The sequence below is a fragment of the Amycolatopsis sp. WAC 01416 genome (assembly GCF_003947485.1).
Classification (GTDB): Bacteria; Actinomycetota; Actinomycetes; order Mycobacteriales; family Pseudonocardiaceae; genus Amycolatopsis.
The window spans coordinates 281,841-298,039 of record NZ_QHHX01000005.1; the positions used below are offsets into that span (position 1 = coordinate 281,841).

Here is a 16,199-nt window from a genome sequence, read left to right on the forward strand (position 1 = left end):
GAAATCCGACACGGCGATCAAGGCCTCGGCGGATGGGGCGGCGGGCGGCACGTAGACTTCTGGCCCGTGAGTCTCACCCTCGGCATCGTCGGCCTGCCCAACGTCGGCAAGTCCACCCTGTTCAACGCGCTGACCCGCAACGACGTGCTCGCGGCGAACTACCCGTTCGCGACGATCGAGCCCAACGTCGGTGTCGTCCCGCTGCCGGATCCGCGGCTGGATCAGCTCGCCGAGGTCTTCGGCTCCGAGCGGACCGTGCCCGCCGTCGTGTCCTTTGTGGACATCGCGGGCATCGTGAAGGGTGCCTCCGAGGGCGCCGGCCTCGGCAACAAGTTCCTCGCGAACATCCGCGAGGCCAACGCGATCTGCCAGGTCGTGCGGGTGTTCGACGACCCGGACGTGATCCACGTCGACGACCGGATCGACCCGGCGAGCGACATCGAGACGATCAACACCGAGCTGATCCTCGCCGACCTGCAGACCCTGGACAAGGCGCTGCACCGGCTCGAGAAGGAGGCGCGGACCAAGAAGGAAGCCAAGCCCGCCCTCGACAACGCGGTCAAGGCCAAGGAGATCCTCGACGGCGGCCGGACCCTGTTCCAGGCGCAGAAGGAGGTCGACTTCGAGGCACTGCGCGAGCTGAGCCTGCTCACCACGAAGCCGTTCCTCTACGTCTTCAACGCCGACGAAGGCATCCTCACCGACGAGTCCCGTCGCGAAGAGCTGGCCAAGATGGTCGCCCCCGCCGACGCGGTGTTCCTCGACGCGAAGGTCGAATTCGAACTGCTGGAGCTGGACGACGAGGACTCCGTGCGCGAGCTGCTGGAGTCCGTCGGCCAGCACGAGCCTGGCCTGTACTCGCTGGCCCGCGCCGGTTTCCACACCCTCGGCCTGCAGACCTACCTCACCGCCGGCCCCAAGGAGTCCCGCGCCTGGACGATCCCGCAGGGCGCGACCGCCCCGCAGGCGGCAGGCGTGATCCACACCGACTTCGAGCGCGGCTTCATCAAGGCCGAGGTCGTCTCCTTCGCCGACCTGATCGAGCACGGCTCCATGGCCGCCGCCCGGTCCGCGGGCAAGGTGCGCATGGAGGGCAAGGACTACGTCATGGCCGACGGCGACGTGGTGGAGTTCCGCTTCAACGTCTGAGCGGGAGTTGATCATGATACCGAAGTGGTATCATGGGCTCATGGCGATGACGTTGAGGCTGAACGACGAGCAGGAGCGCGCGTTGGCCTTGCTCGCCGAGGCCAACGGGGTGAGCAAGCACGAAGCGATCGTGCGGGCGATCACCGACGCCGCGGCCCGGTCTGTCCGTGACGATCGAGTGCGTGCCCTGTCGCGCGATGGGCGGGCGCGCTACGCGTCGTTGCTCGATCGCCTGGCGCAGTGAAGATCGAGTACCTGACCCTGGACGACCTGCTCACTCTCGCGACCGACCTGGGTGTTTCCCGGGTTCGGGACGTGGGCTTGCTCGACGCGGCGGCGCATCGGCCACAGTCGTCGCTGATGGGGCAGGACGCTTATCCGGGTCTGCACGAAAAAGCGGCGGTTCTGCTGGAATCGCTCGTCCGCAACCATCCGCTCGTCGACGGCAACAAGCGGCTGGGCTGGATGGCGGTGTTCGTTTTCTACGGCCTCAACGGTGCCGACCTGGAAGCGCCGGAGGACGACGCGTACGAGCTGGTGATCGCGGCGGCGACCGGGGCCGTTGTCTACGAGGAAACGGCCCGGCGCCTTGCGGAGTGGACTCGCCCGGAAGTTGCCGCACCGCACTTCAACGCCTGATCAGACGCCGTAGCGGCGTTGATGGATCGTCGCGGGCGGCTTGCCGTGCCGTGCCGTGTAGGCCGCCACGATCTCGTCCGTCGTGTCCTCTCCGGACTGGAGGCGGACCAGGTACGGCACCACCCAGTGCAGGTCCGCCTCGTCGAAGTCCTCCGCCCAGTTCGGACTGAGCCCGGTCCGGGACTCGTCGAGCACCGAGGAGAGCGCGACCTGCCCACCCGCGTTCACCGGATGCGGGCCGACCGAGATCGAGACGCGGGAAGCGGCGCCGGCCGGGTGCACGGCCACCTCCATGGGGTGGGGGTGACGCCCGGGTGCCGTGCGTGCGATCACGAGGAACCGCAGAGGCCCGCGTTTCGTCTTCTTCATGCGGCCATTCGAGCACGCCGCCACGGACCGAGGATGAACAGCATGACGAGCCCCACCCTCTCACCGCTCGCCCATGCCCTGGCGCGCACCGACTTCGCGGAGAACTGGTACCGCTGGTGCGACGCCAAGCGTGACTGGGCGGCCGAGGCGACGGGTACCTACGAGGAAGACTCCCTGCTCACCGCCAGCGGCGCGTTCGCCGCGCTCCCCGCGAGCGAGTTCATGCGGGCGTATCGCGCGGCCGGGGCCGAGGTCTCGCGAGGATCGAGGGTTCCGGACGCGCGCCATCGGTCGTTCACCGTGGAGGTCGCCGCGGGACGGATCGTGTGCAGCCTGGCGGTCCGGCTCGGGCGGGGACTCAACTCCCAGGAGTGCGGCCTTGTGGTACTCGCGGACGGCGAGCGGCAGGGTGAGCCCGAAATGCTGCATGCGCCGGCGCTGGCCATCCGCCGCTCCCGGGGCGAGCCCGATCCGGATCCGCCCTACCCTCGGCCGATCATCGGCAGCCGCAGTCAGCTGGAGGTCGTGTCCCGCGGCATCGTTGACGTCCTCAGCCAGGTCGCCCGCGGCTGGGCGTCATGACCGAGGTCGTCTTCAGCCGCGAGAACCCCTGGATGCCGCGAGTGATCCGCGCCGACGGTGAGCTCAGGCTCGAACTCGGCGCCGGAGCCGACGCCAACCACGACCCTCGCACGTTCGCCTTCCCTGTCGCGGAGGCTCACCTCGAGGTGATCCGGGACGACCTGACCCGGCACCTGCTGCTGTGGAGCGCGATCCTGCCGCTGTGCGTTGCGGCCGGGATCCGAGGGCCGCTCGACGAACGCGCGGCGATCGCGTTGCCGGACCCGATCCTGCTCGGCGCCCCCGCCGACGTCGAGTCGTTGTTCCGGACCATCCGCTGGGACGAACGCCGGCTCGTCGCTCACGGCGCGGACGTCGGGCTGCTCGAGCGCGGGCAGCTCTTCGACGCGTTGTGCATCGCGAGCGTGTGGTCCGATTGGTCGCTCGTCCGCGAGTACGACGCGAACCGTCATCGCTCCTGGCGGGCCCCGCTCGACGAGGCACTCCTCAAGTATACGGGCCGCCATCTCGACGGCGGGAAGGCGCCGGACCGGCATCCGGACGCCGTCGACTCCGCTCTGCTGCCCGACGTCCTGCGGGTGATCGCCACCGCGGAGGAGGCGAGCGCCGGGATGCGGATCTCCCGCGACCGGCGGCGAGGTGAAGACGCCGTGAAACAGCGTGACTGGCGTCGAATCGAGGAGAAGGTCCAGCGCACGGTTCGCCGCGTCTTCCCGGACCTCGCCGACGACGCGGTGCGCACGGTGAGCTTCCTGATCTGCTCCGAAGCCGCCGACAAGGCCAGAAAGCAAGGATGACGATGAGACCACTGACCTTCCGCGACGCCAAGGACAACGAGCAGAAGTGGGCTCCGGGAGGTGCTCAGTCCGCGCCCGACGCGTTCCGGGAGTTCGTCGACCGGCACCGTGGCGACGGCAACGGGTCGTTCCGCGTCGAGGACGAGGAGAGCGAAGAGGCGCTGTTGCTCAGGTACGACGCCGGCACCATCTGCCGGGTCAAGGGGGAACGGGTCGAATACCGCCTCGTCACCAACCGTGGCGACTACCCGACCCAGGTGGCCAACTTCGTCCGGGGCGGGTTCGGCGCCCTCGACCACAACGGCCCCTGGTGGCCCGACGTCGCAGGCTTCGAACGTGCCCGGCTCCGTTCCGAGTTCGACGAGTCGATGCTCCGGCGGACCCACCCGGGCGAGCTGCGCCACCGGCTGGAGATCCTGACCCGCGTCGACGGACACGAGCCGGTGACGGTCGACGGGGTCACGCATTTCGGCTTCGGTAACGGCGGAGGTGACACGGTCAACGCCTGGTTCACCACCGACGGCCGTGGTCTCGTGCTGACGTTCGACCACACCGGCCCGCTCAATTTCTACGAAGACCCGCGGTCGCAGGCGGCGCTGTACGACGGCGTGCCGGAAGACCTTCTCGCTCTGGTGAAGGACGTGCCGGAAGCGGATACGACGCTCAATGCCTCGCATCCTGAGGGCGGCACCCTCGTGGTCGCCTCCGGCGTCTTCACCTTCTCCGGCCCCTGCGCCATGACGGACGGGCTGGTGTCCCGCTTGCAGGAGGAAGAGCTGGGCGTCGGGGACACCGGGATCGGCTGGCTTCTGGAGGGTTTTCTCTCACTGGAGGACTTCACCCCGGCCGCGGTCGCCGAAGCCGTGGCGTGGTGGAGTGCCGAGGACGTCGCGAGGGGTTTCGCCGCCGTGGGCGACCAGGAGCGGGCCGCACCGTTCGATCGGGAGCTGGTGGAAAGGTTCTGCGAGATCTGGGCCGACTCCGGGTACAACGATCGCTGGGATGTGCACTACGTCCTGTTCGACGGCTACTCGATCGAGGACGCGGGTGAGGATCGGGACGAGCTCCTGAGGTTGGTCCGGACGCTCGGACTCGAGCGCGTGGACGCTCCGCCGGGGACCGCCGACGGCGAGGTGTGGGTCCGCACGGATCCGCGTATCGACGCAGAGCTCGGAAACTGGGCATGATCACTTCGGGAGGTCGTTTCGTGTACCACCGTTTCGAACCCGAGGTCGCCGGTGGCTTGGGTCCCGGTATCGACTACGACCCACGGCGTGGGGCCGAACCACTCGTCGGCCCGCTGCATTATCAGTTCGCCGGCTGGCTCGGCGACGACATCGTCACGACGAGCGGGTACTGGATCGTCACCGGCAGGCTCGCCGACGCACTGAGGGAATCGCCGCTCACCGGCTATGAGCTCGGCGAGGTGGTGGTGACCACCGACGAACAGTTCGACATGTTCTACAGCCACCTCGGCCTTCCTCGTGACTGGGAGCGCCTCATCCCCACCGGCACGGTGGAGGGCGGCGAGGACTTCGTGCTCGAAACCGTTGTCGACCTGCTCGTCAGCGACGCCGCACTCGAACTGTTGGGGCGGTTCGGCATCGACGACGCCGACATCTCGCCGGCGGACGAGGAACCGGAGGTCTCCGATGTCATGCGGAAGTTCCTCGACCTGCAGCGAGCGAAGGACAACGAGACAAGGAGAACAGTGCCGAACGATGCCGCCGTCGATCTCATCGGATCGTTGGTCGAAGTCGCGGGCCTGCCGGGATCGGTGGACGGCTGGGAATCGCTGGCGATGATCCTGGAGTTCGGGGAAGGGTTTCGCAGTGCGTACGGGTACGCGTACTCGCCCGGGGACGTCATCACGCCCGTGGCCTGTAAATGGGCGAATATCGAGGCGGCGGTGAACGCGTACTTGGGCGGCTACTACCGGCCCGGTGAGAGGCTGCCGGTGAAGATCCTCGTTCAATACGACCGGACGGCAGGGAAGCACGAGGTGACCTTCGAGGACACCGACGAGGAGCGCTGGGCCGTGAAGCCGAGGAACTTCCGGCAGATGCGCGAACAACTGCGCCCGAAGTTCGGCTGAGGAGAGCACGTTGGCACGAAAGCGGAAGACCCTTCCCAAAGACTTCGCGGAGATGCTGACCTCGGCCTCGGTGGACGAACTCAAAGCCGTCTTCGGCAAATGCGAGATCGACGCGCGGGGCGGCTATGCCAAAGGGACCGCGATCGGCTTCCCGGAGTGCCCGGACGAGCTCATCGTCTGGCTGACCGGGCAGGGCCTCGCCGTCGACACCCCGGACAGCTACGGCAGGACACCACTTCATGCGCGGGCTTCACGCGCTGCCCCGAAGCCGATCGCGCAGATTCCTTTGTTGCTCTCTCTCGGCGCGGACATCGAGGCGGCCGACAGCTCCGGGCAAACGCCGCTTCAGGCCGCTGTGGACGGCTTGAAGGCCGGGGCGGCGCGCGTGCTGATCGAGCACGGGGCCTCGACCGAGGTGCTCGACAGGCGTGGCAACACGTTGTTGACGCGAGGCCTGATCGGGACGCGAAACGCCGACATCCCCAAGTGTGTCGAGATCGCGAAGCTGCTGCTCGAACACGGTGCGAGCATCACGGCCGGGATGCGTCAGAAGGTCGAGCGGATCGGTAGTGGTTTCGAGTTCCACCGGGAGAACTTCAACCCCGATTTACTCGAAGAGACCGACGCCGCGCTCAGTGAGCTGTACCGGATCTTCGGGGTCGAGCCGGTCGCCCGGCGGTCGACGCACGACGGGGTATCGCCGATCGTCGTGCCCGACGGACCCTGGCGGGAGCGGCACAAAGCGCTTTGGGAGCTTCTCGTGCCGTCGACCGGCGCGGGCGCGACAGTGCAGTGCGAGGCCATCCGCGTCACCGGCCGGATCTTCGACGAGATGTTCCGGAACGGCGGAGCGAACTGGGACCGTGATTATCGTGCGATGGCCGACGCGTTCCCGGGTTTCCTGGCGCGGGGCGAGCCTCTCGGCGAAGAAGAACTCCAAGAAGCCAAGGAGATCGCGAAGCAGGTCAGGTCGGGCCGCGGCGCGGACGGCCACCTCGATCGCTTGAGGGAGCTCGCCGTCGTCTGGGTCGCGAAGAATCCGGGCCCGATCGCCTTGGGGCCGGTGGACTACACACGTTGAGGGCGGGCCGCGTGTCCCCGACAAGGCATCGAGGACACGCGGCGAGACTCACTTCCGCAGCAGGCTGTACGCGGCGGAACCGATCAGCTCCAGCGAAACCTGAAGCCGCTCAAGGGAAACGTTGTCCTTGATGGTGTCTTCCGGCGTGTGGTACGTCGGTTCCAGCAACGCCGGGCCGGACTCGCCGCGCCAGCTGAAGTTGCCGGAAGCGATCCCGCGCTCGAAGAACGGCACGTGGTCGCTCGAACCGCGCGCGACCGGGCCCTTGACGCGCGGGTCGTAGCCGAGCCGTTTGGCGGCGGCGTTGACGGCCGCGGTCGTGGCGTTGTCGGCGCCGTCGACCGAGAGCAGCCAGTAGGTGATCGCCGGGTCCCAGCTGGTGGCGACCATGTCGTTCTGGAAGCAGCCGGTGATCCGCCGCGCCTCGGCGTCGGACAGGTTCTTGACGTAGTGCCGCGAACCGATCAGCCCGTACTCCTCCGAGCCCCACAGCGCGAACCGCAGCGTCTTGTTCGTCGGCAGGTGGCGCAGGACGCGGGCGAGTTCGAGGCACAGCACGGTGCCGCTGCCGTCGTCGTTGGCGCCGGGGGAGCCGGGGACGCTGTCGTAGTGCGCCGTCACCATGACGACACCGTCGTCCTTGCCGGGGAACGTGGCGGGCCGTTCGGCGATGACGTTGTACGACGTCAGGTTCTTGTGGTGGGTGGCCGTCGCCTTCACCGTGACGGAGCCCTTGGCGAGCCGTTCGCGCAGGCGTTCCACCTGCACCTGGGCCAGGCCGAGCACCGGGATCGTGACCGGGGTGGCGAGCGTCGGCGAGAACGCGGACAGCTTGCGTGCAGGGTCGGCGCCGATCCGGCCGAGCAGCACGGCGTCCGCTCCGCGCTGCGCGGCCGTCAGGTACGCGTCGGCCTTGTTCGTCACGGCGGCGATCAGCACGATCTTGCCGGTCAGATCGTCGGGCAGGGTGCTGCCGTCACCGGCGTCGACGACGACGGCTTCGCGGGTGATGTCCTGCGCGCCCTGCGGCGACGAGCCGGTCTGCCAGCTGTCGCGCCCGATCGACAGGGCACCCAGGAACTTGTCGGCGATCGGGAACGGCTGCAGTGTGACCTGGTAGCGCAGCTCGCGCAGCACCTTCGCGATGTACTCCTTGGCCCGCAGTTCGCCTTCGGTGCCGGCGATCCGGGGCCCGATCTTGTCGCTGAGCACCCGCAGGTGCTCCAGCGCCCGTCGCGAACGGACCCGTGCGACCACGGGGTAGTCGCCGAACTCCAGCGACGGCGGGAACTGCGCGCCCGGTCGTTGCTGCGTGGCCGCGGCGGCGGCGCCGGGGTTCAGCCCGATCGTCGCCGCGCCCGCCAGTGCCACCGCGCCCGCGAGCACCTCACGTCTGCGCAGACCTGCCATGGAACACCCCTCACTTCTCGAAGAAACTCGTTCGAGTAGCTAAGAGTCACGGAGCCCCCAGGGCAACCTCCGATCGTCCCCCTTTTCCGTAACGTAACGTTCCCTCAGCCCTTGGCGCCGAAGGCTTTCAGGAAGGTGTCGACGGCGGCCTCGGCGATGGTGCGGAGTTCGGCGTCGGGAGTGCGGCGGGTGCCGAGCCTCGCCCGCTTGTCGGCCGGACCGGACAGCAGCGCGAAGAACTGATCCGCGGCCAAGAGCGGGTCCCCGGTGTGCAGGTGCCCGGAGACGGTCAAGCGGGCGAGCCGGTCGGCCAGCGCCTCGGCCACGCGGTCCGCCGCGCGTGTGTGGATGACGTCGAGCAGGTCGGGGAACTGGCTGGCCTCGGCCGCGAGCAGTCGCCGCAGCGCCCATGAGCGGTCGGCGCAGTAGCACTTGAGCAGTTTCAGGCCGATCGTCTCGAGGGTGGCCCGGAGATCGTCGCCCGCGCCGGTGAGCCGCTCGACCACGGTCATGTTCTCGGCCAGTGCCTGGTCCGCCGACGCGGAGACGGTCTCGCGGAACAGGTTCTCCTTGTCGCCGTAGTGGCTGTACACGGTGGCTTTGGCGACGCCCGCTTCGGCCGCGATCACGTCCACACCCGCCTGCGCGTATCCCTCTCGCGCGAACACGGTGAAAGCCGCGTCGAGGATCGCTTGCCGCTTGTCGATCCGGCCTCGGGCCGTACCCGTCCCACTCATGCCCTCAGCGTACCGGGCCGGACGGATTACCAGACTCATCAGTCTAGCGAAACAGACCTGCTAGTCTCAGACTCGCTGGTATGGCAAACCAGACTGGTAAGTCTGGTCAGGGGCAAGGGACGGGAAGAGATATGACAACCATCCGGGATGATCGGCTGGGCTCCGCGCTGCGGCCGCTGATCGGCGTGATCCTGCTCGGCGGGGCGCTGGGCATCCTGAACAGCACGATGGTCGCCGTCGGGATTCGCGACCTCGCCGAGGACTTCGAAGCCTCACTGGGCACTGTGGGCTGGGTTTCGACCGGCTTCCTGCTCGCGGTCACGGTCACCATCCCGGTGACCGGCTGGGCGGGAGAGGCCTTCGGTGGCAAGCGGATGTGGCTCACCGGCCTCGGCGTCTTCCTCGCCGGTTCGCTGGGTTGCGGGCTGGCGTGGGACATCGAAAGCCTGATCGTCTTCCGCGTGCTGCAGGGGATCGGCGCGGGAATCCTCGATCCGCTCGTGCTCACCCTGCTCGCCCGCGCCGCCGGGCCGCGGCGCGCGGGCCGCGTGATGGGACTGATGGCCGCCGTGCTCTCGCTCGGTCCCGTGCTCGGCCCGGTACTAGGCGGTGTGGTGCTGCAGGGCTTCGGCTGGCGGTGGATGTTCCTGCTCGGCGTGCCCCTCGGCGCGCTGGCGGTGCTGCTCGCGGTGCGCGTGATGCCCGCGGACCCCCCGGTCGAGCGGCGCGCACGGCTCGATGTGCGCGGCGTGGCCCTGCTCGGGCCGGGTTTCGCGGGCTTGCTCCTGGTGCTGTCCCAGGCCGCGAACGGGGCGGACCTCCTCTCCTCGCCGGTGCTCGTCCCGCTGGTGGCCGGCGCTCTCTTGCTGGCCGGTTACGTGGTGCACGCACTGCGCGGCGAGGCGCCCCTGGTCGACATTCGCCTGTTCGCCCGGCGCGGGTTCGCCGCGAGTGTGACCGTCATGGCGCTGACCGGGCTGGCGATGTTCGCGAGCCTGATCGTGCTCCCGTTGTACTTCCAGCAGGCCGGGGGACACGGCGCGCTCGCGGCCGGGCTGCTCGTCGCGCCGCTGGGTGTCGGGGCCGCGGTCGCGGCGCCGCTGGCCGGGCGGATCAGCGACCGGATCGGTTCGCGCAACCTGGCGCTGGCGGGCGGCCTCGTGTCCGCGTCGAGCGCCGTCCTCTTCACGACGTTCGACGCGCGGACCGCCGACGCGGCGGTCGTGCTCGCCGGGCTGGCCCTCGGCACCGGACTCGGTTTCGTCGGCCCGCCCGCGATGGGGGCGGTGTACCGCACGTTGCCGGGGCCGCTGGTGCCGCAGGGAAGTTCGGTGCTCTACATGCTCAACCAGCTCGGCGGTTCGATCGGCGTCGCCGTGGTCGCGTCGATCCTCGCGACCGCGACCGGCCCGGTCGCGGGTCTGCACGCCGTGTACTGGTTCGTGGCGGGCACCATGCTCGTCCTGCTCGCCGCCGCCGTTCGCCTGCCGGGACGGGGTGACCGGTGAAGACGATCGTGATCTCCGGCGGTACCGACGGGATGGGCAAGGCTCTCGCGATGGAGTACCTCGGCCGAGGCGACACCGTCGTCGTTCTCGGCCGGGACCCGGCGAAAGGCGCGGTGTTCGCCGAATCCGGGGGCGCGACGTTCATCCAGGCGGATCTCGGCCTGGTCGCGTGCAACCATGAGGTCGTCGAGCGCGTCACCACGAGGTTCCCGGTCGTGGACGCGCTGGTGTTATGCGCCCGCCACTTCCGTTCGACCAGAGTGGAGACGGCCGAAGGCATCGAAAGCACCTTCGCGTTGGAGTACCTGAGCCGTTACTTGCTCAGTCACGGACTCGCCGCCGCCTTGGGCCGGGCCGAACGGCCCGTCGTCGTCAACGTGTCCGGTCCGGGGGTGAGCAAACCCGAGATCCGCTGGCACGACCTTTCGCTGACGCGGGGCTATGACGGCGTCGCCGCGCAAATGCAGGCCGGGCGCGCCAACGACCTGCTCGGCGTCGCCTTCGCCGCCGAACACGCCGCGAGCGGGATCTCGTCTGTGCTGCTCAACCCCGGCGGTGTCTCGACGAGTTTCTCCGGGGACTACGACGCGGCGACCGCAGCCCACGTCGAAGCCTTGAAGAGATACGGGAAACCCGTCGAGGAAGGCATCGTGCCGATCATCGCGCGGGTCGACGACCCGCCCGCCGAGCCGCTCAGCGCGTTCGTGGAAGGACGGCGGATCGCGGTGACCGGCCCCGGGTTCGAACCCGGGGCGGCGAAACGGCTGGCCGAGGTCACGCGGAGGCTGCTGGCCGACGTACGAACACAGGTAACTTCGGACGGGTGAAGCCGTTGAGTCCCGACATGTTCGCCCCGGGTTGCCCGTCGAACCTGACCCCGTTCCGGATCGGCGACAAATGGGCGGGTCTGGTCGTGCTGTGCCTGGAAGAAGGGCCGCGCCGGTTCTCCGAACTGCGGGTGCCACTGAGGGGTGTCACGTCGAAGGTCCTCACGGAGACCCTCCGGGCGCTGGAGCGCGACGGCATGATCACCCGCACGGCGTACGACGAGACGCCGCCGCGCGTGGAGTACGAGCTCACCTCGCTCGGCCGGACGTTGTTCGAGCCGATGGAGGCATGCCGGGAGTGGGCGGCGAAGCACCTTCCGGAGCTTGTCGCCGCCCGCGAGGCATACTCGGCCGGTTAGCCGAGGAGACCGAGCACGACGATCGTCAGCAGCGTGATGGCCGCGGCGAAGATGGTCACCCAGGCGCGCTGGGCGGCGGTGATCGAGGCGTTGTTCACGGCGGTTCCCCTGGGGAGAGAAGCGACAGGTCCGCCGTGAACAGCGCGTTGATCAGGCTCCGCGTTACCTGCGGAACGCCCGTGTGATCAAGATCACTGGTCGTGCTGGTGATGCCGGTCGCGCGCCGTGTACCAGAGCACTCCGGCAGCGGCCGCCACCATCGCGCCGAATGCGGAGAACCCCACCACGATCGCCTGTGTCATCACTCGTCCTTTTCTCGTCGGTCGTACTGGCTAGACGTCCGGGAAACGGGTTCGTGGCGCGAGCGTCGCGGACGTCACATGTCGCCGAGTACCTCGTCGATCTGCGACGCGAGTGCGAAGTCCTTCTCCGTCAGTCCTCCGGCGGAGTGCGTGCTGAGCCGGAACGTCACCGTCCGCCAGCGGATGTCGATGTCGGGATGGTGGTCGGCCGCCTCCGCCAGTTCGGCCACCTTGTCCACGGCTTCGATGGCTTTCGGGAAGCTCGGCAGCTTCGCCGTCCGCTCGATCGTGACGCTGTCACGGGTCCAGCCGGAGAGCTTGGTCACGGCTTCGTCGGCTTGCTGGTCGTTCAAGATTTCCGCCATGACTCCATGGTGGTACGCCGTCGGCTACGCTGCACTTTTGCCACGGGTCCCCCCTTTGAAAATCGCAGGAGGCTAGATGAAACGCGCCCTCCGCACGGTCGTTGCGGCTGGCACGGTGGCCGCCCTCGTCGCGGGCTGCTCGCTCTCCGGGAACACGGGGAACGACCCGCAGGCGCCGGCGACGGTCACGCTCGTGACACACGACTCGTGGCTCGCCCCGCAGGAGGTCCTCGACGCGTTCGAGCGGCAGTCCGGGATCAAGATCTCCGTGCTCAAGCAGGGTGACGCGGGCGCGCTGACCAACAAACTGGTGCTGACCAAGGCGAATCCGATCGGCGACGTCGCGTACGGCATCGACTCGACGTTCGCCTCCCGCGCGCTCACCGAGGGCGTTTTCGAGCAGTACACCAGCCCGGAGGCGGATCGCGGACCGCAGCGCTACTCCGTCGACCCCGGGCACCGGCTCTCCGCGGTCGACCTCGGCGACGTCTGCGTCAACATCGACACCCGGTACTTCGTGGACAAGGGGATCCCGGAGCCGAAGTCGTTCGCGGATCTGGCCGACGCCAAGTACAAGGACCTGATGGTCGCCGAGAGCCCCGCGACGTCCTCGCCGGGGCTGGCGTTCCTGCTCGGCACCGTCGCCCAGTTCGGCGAGCAGGGCTGGCAGGCGTACTGGACGCAGCTGAAGGCCAACGGGCTCAAGACGGTCAGCGGCTGGGAAGAGGCCTACACCAAGGAATTCTCGGGTTCCTCCGGAAAGGGCCCGCGTCCGATCGTCGTCTCCTACGCCTCGTCGCCCGCCGCCGAGATCGGCGATGACGGCAAGCCGCGGACGAAGGCACTGCTGGACACCTGCTACCGCCAGGTCGAGTACGCGGGCGTGCTGGCGGGCGGCAAACAGGTCGAAAAGGCCCGCAAGGTCGTGGACTTCCTGCTGTCCCAGCAGTTCCAGGTGACCGTGGCGGGCAACATGTACGTGTACCCGGCCCGTCAGGGCGTCGAGCTCCCGCAGGGCTGGGCGCAGGCCGCGCCGCTGCCGCAGCAGCCGAAGACGCTCGAACCGGCCAAGATCCAGGCCGGGCGCGAGCAGTGGATCGCGCAGTGGCGCACGCTGTTGGAGGGCTAGGACGTGTTACCCGGACTGAGGTCGCCAGGTCGCGCGACGACACGGGCGCGCGTCGCTCTTCGGCCGGAGGCCCCGGATGCGCGGAGACGGGCCGCTGACACGGCGGAGTGAGTGGCCTGCCATCGCCGCGGCCCGGCCGCGGGAATCCGAAAGCGCGCTTCGAGAGGCACAGGCTGAGCACCGGGCTGACCTTTCGTGGCGCCGGGCTGGCCGCACTCGCCGTGCTGCCGCTCGGTTTCCTCGTGGTGTTCTTCGCCTGGCCGGTCGCGGCGATCGTCGGCCGCGGCTTCGGTTCCGGCGGGGTCGGCACGGCCATCGGCGACCCGCTGACCTGGGAACTCGCCGGGTTCACCGTGGCGAGCGCGGGGGTTTCGACGATCGTCGCGGTGCTCGCCGGCCTGCCGGTGGCGTTCCTGCTCGCGCGGGTGCGGCTGCCGGGGGTGTCGCTGGTGCGGACGCTCGTGCTGGTGCCGTTCGTGCTGCCGACCGTCGTGGTCGGCCTGGCGTTCCGCGCGCTCTGGCCCGACGGCGGGCTGCTGCCGCTGGTGCTGGCCAACGCCTTCTTCAACGTCGCCGTCGTCGCGCGCACGGTTTCCGGGCTGTGGAGCCACCTCGACCCGCGCACCGTGGACGCGGCGCGGGCACTCGGCGCGTCGCCGTGGCGTGCCTTCCGCTCGGTGACGCTGCCCGCGCTCGCGCCGGCCATCGCGTCGGCGGCGGCGGTGGTGTTCCTGTTCTGCGCCACCAGCTTCGGGGTCGTGCTCATTCTCGGCGGGGCGAAGTACCGCACCCTGGAGACCGAGATCTACCTGCGCACGGTCGAGTTGCTCGACCTCTCCGGCGCGGCCGCGTTGTCGCTGGTGCAGTTCGCCGCCGTCGTCGCGGCGCTCGTCGTCGGCGCGCTGGCGAGGCGGCGCCGGGAGAACGCGGCGCGGCTGCGTTCGCGGAGTGAGACCGCGCGGCGGCCCAGAGGCGGCGAGTGGTGGGCGGTCTCCGCGGGCCTCGCGGTGATCGCGCTCCTGATGACGCCGATCGTGGCGCTGCTCGTCGAGTCCGTGTCCACTTCGGACGGTTTCAGCCTTGCCGGGTACGAAGCGCTCGCCGGACAGGGCTCGCGTGGCGCGCTTCAGGTTTCGGGCTGGGACGCGGCGTCGATGTCGCTGCGGACGGCGTTCGACGCGACGACGCTCGCGATGATCGTCGGCGTGCTGGCCTCGGTCGTGCTGGTGGCGTTGCGTCGCACGCCGGGCAGGCTGGCGCGGGGGATGGGCGAGACGATGGACGCCGCGCTGATGCTTCCGCTGGGCGTGTCCGCGGTGACCGTCGGTTTCGGGTATCTCGTCACGCTCGACGCGTTGCCGGGCGATCTGCGGACGTCACCGCTGCTGGTCCCGCTCGCACAGGCCTTGGTGATCATCCCGCTGATCGTGCGGATGGTGCTGCCGGTGCTGCGCTCGGTCGACGTCCGGCTGCGACAGGCCGCGTCCACGCTCGGCGCGAGCCCCGGCCGGGTGTGGCGGGAGATCGATCTCCCGCTGACGGCGCGTTCGCTGGTCGCGGCGGCCGGTTTCGGTTACGTGGTCGCGCTCGGCGAGTTCGGCGCGACGAGCTTCCTTGCCAGGCCGGACGCGCCGACGCTGCCGGTCGCCGTCGCGACGCTGATCTCGCGGCCGGGGGAGCTGAACAACCAGATGGCCTATGCGGCCTGCGCGCTGCTCATGATCGTGACCGTGGTGGCGGTGGTGCTGATCGACCGGTTCGGCGCGGTCCGCGGGCAGAATTCGGTAGGGGAGTTCTAGTGTCGCTGTCGGTACGGGATCTGACCGTCCACTATGGATCGTTCGCGGCGGTGAAGGAGGCCGGGCTGGACATCGCCGACGGCGAGGTGCTGGCGCTGCTCGGCCCGTCCGGTTCGGGGAAGTCGACCCTGCTGCGCGCGATCACCGGGCTGGAGCCGCTGACGTCGGGGACCGTGCGGTGGGACGACGAGGACCTCGCCGGGGTCCCGGTGCACCGCCGGGGGTTCGGGCTGGTGTTCCAGGACGGGCAGCTGTTCCCGCACAAGGACGTCGCCGCGAACATCGCGTTCGGCCTGCGGATGCACGACGTCCCGCGTGTAGAGCACGCGGAGCGGGTCCGTGCGCTGCTCGACCTGGTCGGGCTCAGCGGTTACGAACGACGGAGGGTCACCGAGCTCTCCGGCGGGCAGGCGCAGCGGGTGGCCTTGGCCCGCGCGCTGGCGCCGGAGCCGCGGTTGCTGCTGCTGGACGAACCACTGTCCGGTTTGGACGCCGGACTGCGGGAACAGCTGGCGATCGATCTCGCGGCCCTGCTGCGGCGCAGCAAGATCACCGCGCTGCTGGTCACGCACGACCAGGAAGAGGCGTTCACACTCGCCGACCGCGTCGCCGTGCTCGACGACGGCGAGATCCGGCAGGAGGGCGCGGTGCGCCGCGTCTGGCGGCAGCCGGTGGACGAGGACGTGGCGCGGTTCCTCGGCGTGACCACGTTCGTCGACGGCGAGGCGTCCGGCGGTGTGGTGCGGACGCCGCTCGGTGAGGTCACGCTGCCCGACGTCGAGGACGGCGCGGTGCGGCTGGGGCTGCGGCCGCACGGGCTGCGGGTCTCCCCGGACGGCGTCGAGGGCGAGGTCACCGCCGTGGTGCACCGGCGGGAGCACGTACGGCTCGTGGTCGCGCCGGGCGGCGATCTGTCCACTGTGGACGCCGTCGCGCCGGTCACGGCCGACCTCCGCCCCGGCGAGGGCGTCCGGCTCGCCCTTGACCCCGACGGCGTCGCCCGACTTCCGCGATAGATCGGACGGCGTTCGGCACCGCGCCTCAGTCCGTG

16 protein-coding genes and 1 pseudogene are annotated in these 16,199 nt (G+C 69.5%); 13 read left to right on the forward strand and 4 right to left on the reverse strand.

What is annotated here, in order from left to right; translation table 11 throughout:
* Positions 1-66: 66 nt before the first annotated feature.
* Genes ychF through DL990_RS18590 form a run of 3 tightly spaced genes read left to right on the forward strand, consistent with a single transcriptional unit; the run spans position 67 to position 1,788 of the window.
* Entirely contained in the window at positions 67-1,149 is a 1,083-nt protein-coding gene (gene ychF / locus DL990_RS18580; protein WP_125789409.1) for a redox-regulated ATPase YchF, read from the forward strand.
* A 40-nt stretch (positions 1,150-1,189) separates the two neighbouring features.
* On the forward strand, positions 1,190-1,393 hold the full coding sequence (locus tag DL990_RS18585; protein ID WP_125674014.1) for a CopG family transcriptional regulator: 204 nt from the start codon (positions 1,190-1,192) through the stop codon (positions 1,391-1,393).
* On the forward strand, positions 1,390-1,788 hold the full coding sequence (locus DL990_RS18590; RefSeq protein WP_125789407.1) for a type II toxin-antitoxin system death-on-curing family toxin: 399 nt from the start codon (positions 1,390-1,392) through the stop codon (positions 1,786-1,788). Before DL990_RS18585 ends, DL990_RS18590 begins: the two co-directional genes overlap by 4 nt.
* On the opposite strand, the gene DL990_RS18595 is transcribed toward DL990_RS18590, so the two are convergent.
* Positions 1,789-2,157 (reverse strand): hypothetical protein, encoded by a 369-nt coding sequence (locus DL990_RS18595; RefSeq protein ID WP_125789406.1) that lies wholly within the window; start codon positions 2,155-2,157, stop codon positions 1,789-1,791.
* Between the two features lie 42 nt (positions 2,158-2,199).
* On the opposite strand from DL990_RS18595, the gene DL990_RS18600 reads away from it, so the two are divergent.
* The 4 genes and pseudogenes from DL990_RS18600 to DL990_RS18620 all read left to right on the forward strand — a co-directional run bounded on the left by DL990_RS18600 (position 2,200) and on the right by DL990_RS18620 (position 6,712).
* On the forward strand, positions 2,200-2,739 hold the full coding sequence (locus DL990_RS18600) for a hypothetical protein (protein WP_125799409.1): 540 nt from the start codon (positions 2,200-2,202) through the stop codon (positions 2,737-2,739).
* Positions 2,740-2,771: 32 nt separating this feature from the next.
* Positions 2,772-4,723 (forward strand): annotated as a pseudogene (locus DL990_RS41870) (DUF6357 family protein).
* 20 nt (positions 4,724-4,743) lie between these two features.
* Positions 4,744-5,631, forward strand: a complete 888-nt coding sequence (locus tag DL990_RS18615; protein WP_125799412.1) for a hypothetical protein — start codon at positions 4,744-4,746, stop codon at positions 5,629-5,631.
* Between the two features lie 10 nt (positions 5,632-5,641).
* The gene (locus DL990_RS18620) at positions 5,642-6,712 is read left to right on the forward strand and encodes an ankyrin repeat domain-containing protein (RefSeq protein WP_125799413.1); all 1,071 of its coding nucleotides are present in this window, start codon (positions 5,642-5,644) and stop codon (positions 6,710-6,712) included.
* Between the two features lie 48 nt (positions 6,713-6,760).
* Here the strand turns inward: DL990_RS18620 and DL990_RS18625 are convergent, their stop codons facing one another.
* Positions 6,761-8,122, reverse strand: a complete 1,362-nt coding sequence (locus tag DL990_RS18625; RefSeq protein WP_125789400.1) for a M20/M25/M40 family metallo-hydrolase — start codon at positions 8,120-8,122, stop codon at positions 6,761-6,763.
* A 104-nt stretch (positions 8,123-8,226) separates the two neighbouring features.
* Positions 8,227-8,859 carry a TetR/AcrR family transcriptional regulator gene (locus tag DL990_RS18630; protein WP_125789399.1) on the reverse strand — a complete coding sequence of 211 codons (633 nt, stop codon included), beginning with the start codon at positions 8,857-8,859 and terminating at the stop codon, positions 8,227-8,229.
* Positions 8,860-8,990: 131 nt separating this feature from the next.
* Between DL990_RS18630 and DL990_RS18635 the strand changes: the two genes are divergently transcribed.
* The 3 genes from DL990_RS18635 to DL990_RS18645 are packed head-to-tail and all read left to right on the forward strand — an operon-like array spanning position 8,991 to position 11,553.
* The gene (locus DL990_RS18635) at positions 8,991-10,367 is read left to right on the forward strand and encodes a DHA2 family efflux MFS transporter permease subunit (protein WP_125799414.1); all 1,377 of its coding nucleotides are present in this window, start codon (positions 8,991-8,993) and stop codon (positions 10,365-10,367) included.
* A complete protein-coding gene (locus DL990_RS18640; RefSeq protein ID WP_125799415.1) occupies positions 10,364-11,194 on the forward strand; it encodes an SDR family NAD(P)-dependent oxidoreductase in 831 nt (276 codons plus the stop codon). Before DL990_RS18635 ends, DL990_RS18640 begins: the two co-directional genes overlap by 4 nt.
* A 17-nt stretch (positions 11,195-11,211) precedes the next feature.
* Complete coding sequence (locus tag DL990_RS18645; RefSeq protein WP_125789451.1) at positions 11,212-11,553, forward strand: helix-turn-helix domain-containing protein; 342 nt, start codon at positions 11,212-11,214, stop codon at positions 11,551-11,553.
* A gap of 376 nt (positions 11,554-11,929) precedes the next feature.
* Here the strand turns inward: DL990_RS18645 and DL990_RS18650 are convergent, their stop codons facing one another.
* Positions 11,930-12,220 (reverse strand): 4a-hydroxytetrahydrobiopterin dehydratase, encoded by a 291-nt coding sequence (locus DL990_RS18650; protein ID WP_125789396.1) that lies wholly within the window; start codon positions 12,218-12,220, stop codon positions 11,930-11,932.
* A 76-nt stretch (positions 12,221-12,296) separates the two neighbouring features.
* On the opposite strand from DL990_RS18650, the gene DL990_RS18655 reads away from it, so the two are divergent.
* From DL990_RS18655 to DL990_RS18665, 3 genes are all read left to right on the forward strand, one after another.
* Entirely contained in the window at positions 12,297-13,349 is a 1,053-nt protein-coding gene (locus DL990_RS18655; RefSeq protein WP_125791926.1) for a thiamine ABC transporter substrate binding subunit, read from the forward strand.
* Positions 13,350-13,570: 221 nt separating this feature from the next.
* Complete coding sequence (locus tag DL990_RS18660; protein ID WP_125799626.1) at positions 13,571-15,148, forward strand: iron ABC transporter permease; 1,578 nt, start codon at positions 13,571-13,573, stop codon at positions 15,146-15,148.
* The gene (locus DL990_RS18665; RefSeq protein ID WP_125799416.1) at positions 15,148-16,164 is read left to right on the forward strand and encodes an ABC transporter ATP-binding protein; all 1,017 of its coding nucleotides are present in this window, start codon (positions 15,148-15,150) and stop codon (positions 16,162-16,164) included. The genes DL990_RS18660 and DL990_RS18665 overlap by 1 nt, the downstream gene beginning before the upstream one ends.
* The last annotated feature ends 35 nt before the right edge of the window (positions 16,165-16,199 follow it).

Excerpts from the sequence above, each read along its gene's own strand:
- DL990_RS18635 (WP_125799414.1), top strand. The coding sequence starts at position 8,991 with ATGACAACCATCCGGGATGATCGGCTGGGCTCCGCGCTGCGGCCGCTG.
- DL990_RS18600 (WP_125799409.1), top strand. The coding sequence starts at position 2,200 with ATGACGAGCCCCACCCTCTCACCGCTCGCCCATGCCCTGGCGCGCACC.
- DL990_RS18625 (WP_125789400.1), bottom strand. The coding sequence starts at position 8,122 with ATGGCAGGTCTGCGCAGACGTGAGGTGCTCGCGGGCGCGGTGGCACTG.
- DL990_RS18650 (WP_125789396.1), bottom strand. The coding sequence starts at position 12,220 with ATGGCGGAAATCTTGAACGACCAGCAAGCCGACGAAGCCGTGACCAAG.
- DL990_RS18630 (WP_125789399.1), bottom strand. The coding sequence starts at position 8,859 with ATGAGTGGGACGGGTACGGCCCGAGGCCGGATCGACAAGCGGCAAGCG.
- DL990_RS18655 (WP_125791926.1), top strand. The coding sequence starts at position 12,297 with ATGAAACGCGCCCTCCGCACGGTCGTTGCGGCTGGCACGGTGGCCGCC.
- DL990_RS18645 (WP_125789451.1), top strand. The coding sequence starts at position 11,212 with ATGTTCGCCCCGGGTTGCCCGTCGAACCTGACCCCGTTCCGGATCGGC.
- DL990_RS18595 (WP_125789406.1), bottom strand. The coding sequence starts at position 2,157 with ATGAAGAAGACGAAACGCGGGCCTCTGCGGTTCCTCGTGATCGCACGC.
- DL990_RS18585 (WP_125674014.1), top strand. The coding sequence starts at position 1,190 with ATGGCGATGACGTTGAGGCTGAACGACGAGCAGGAGCGCGCGTTGGCC.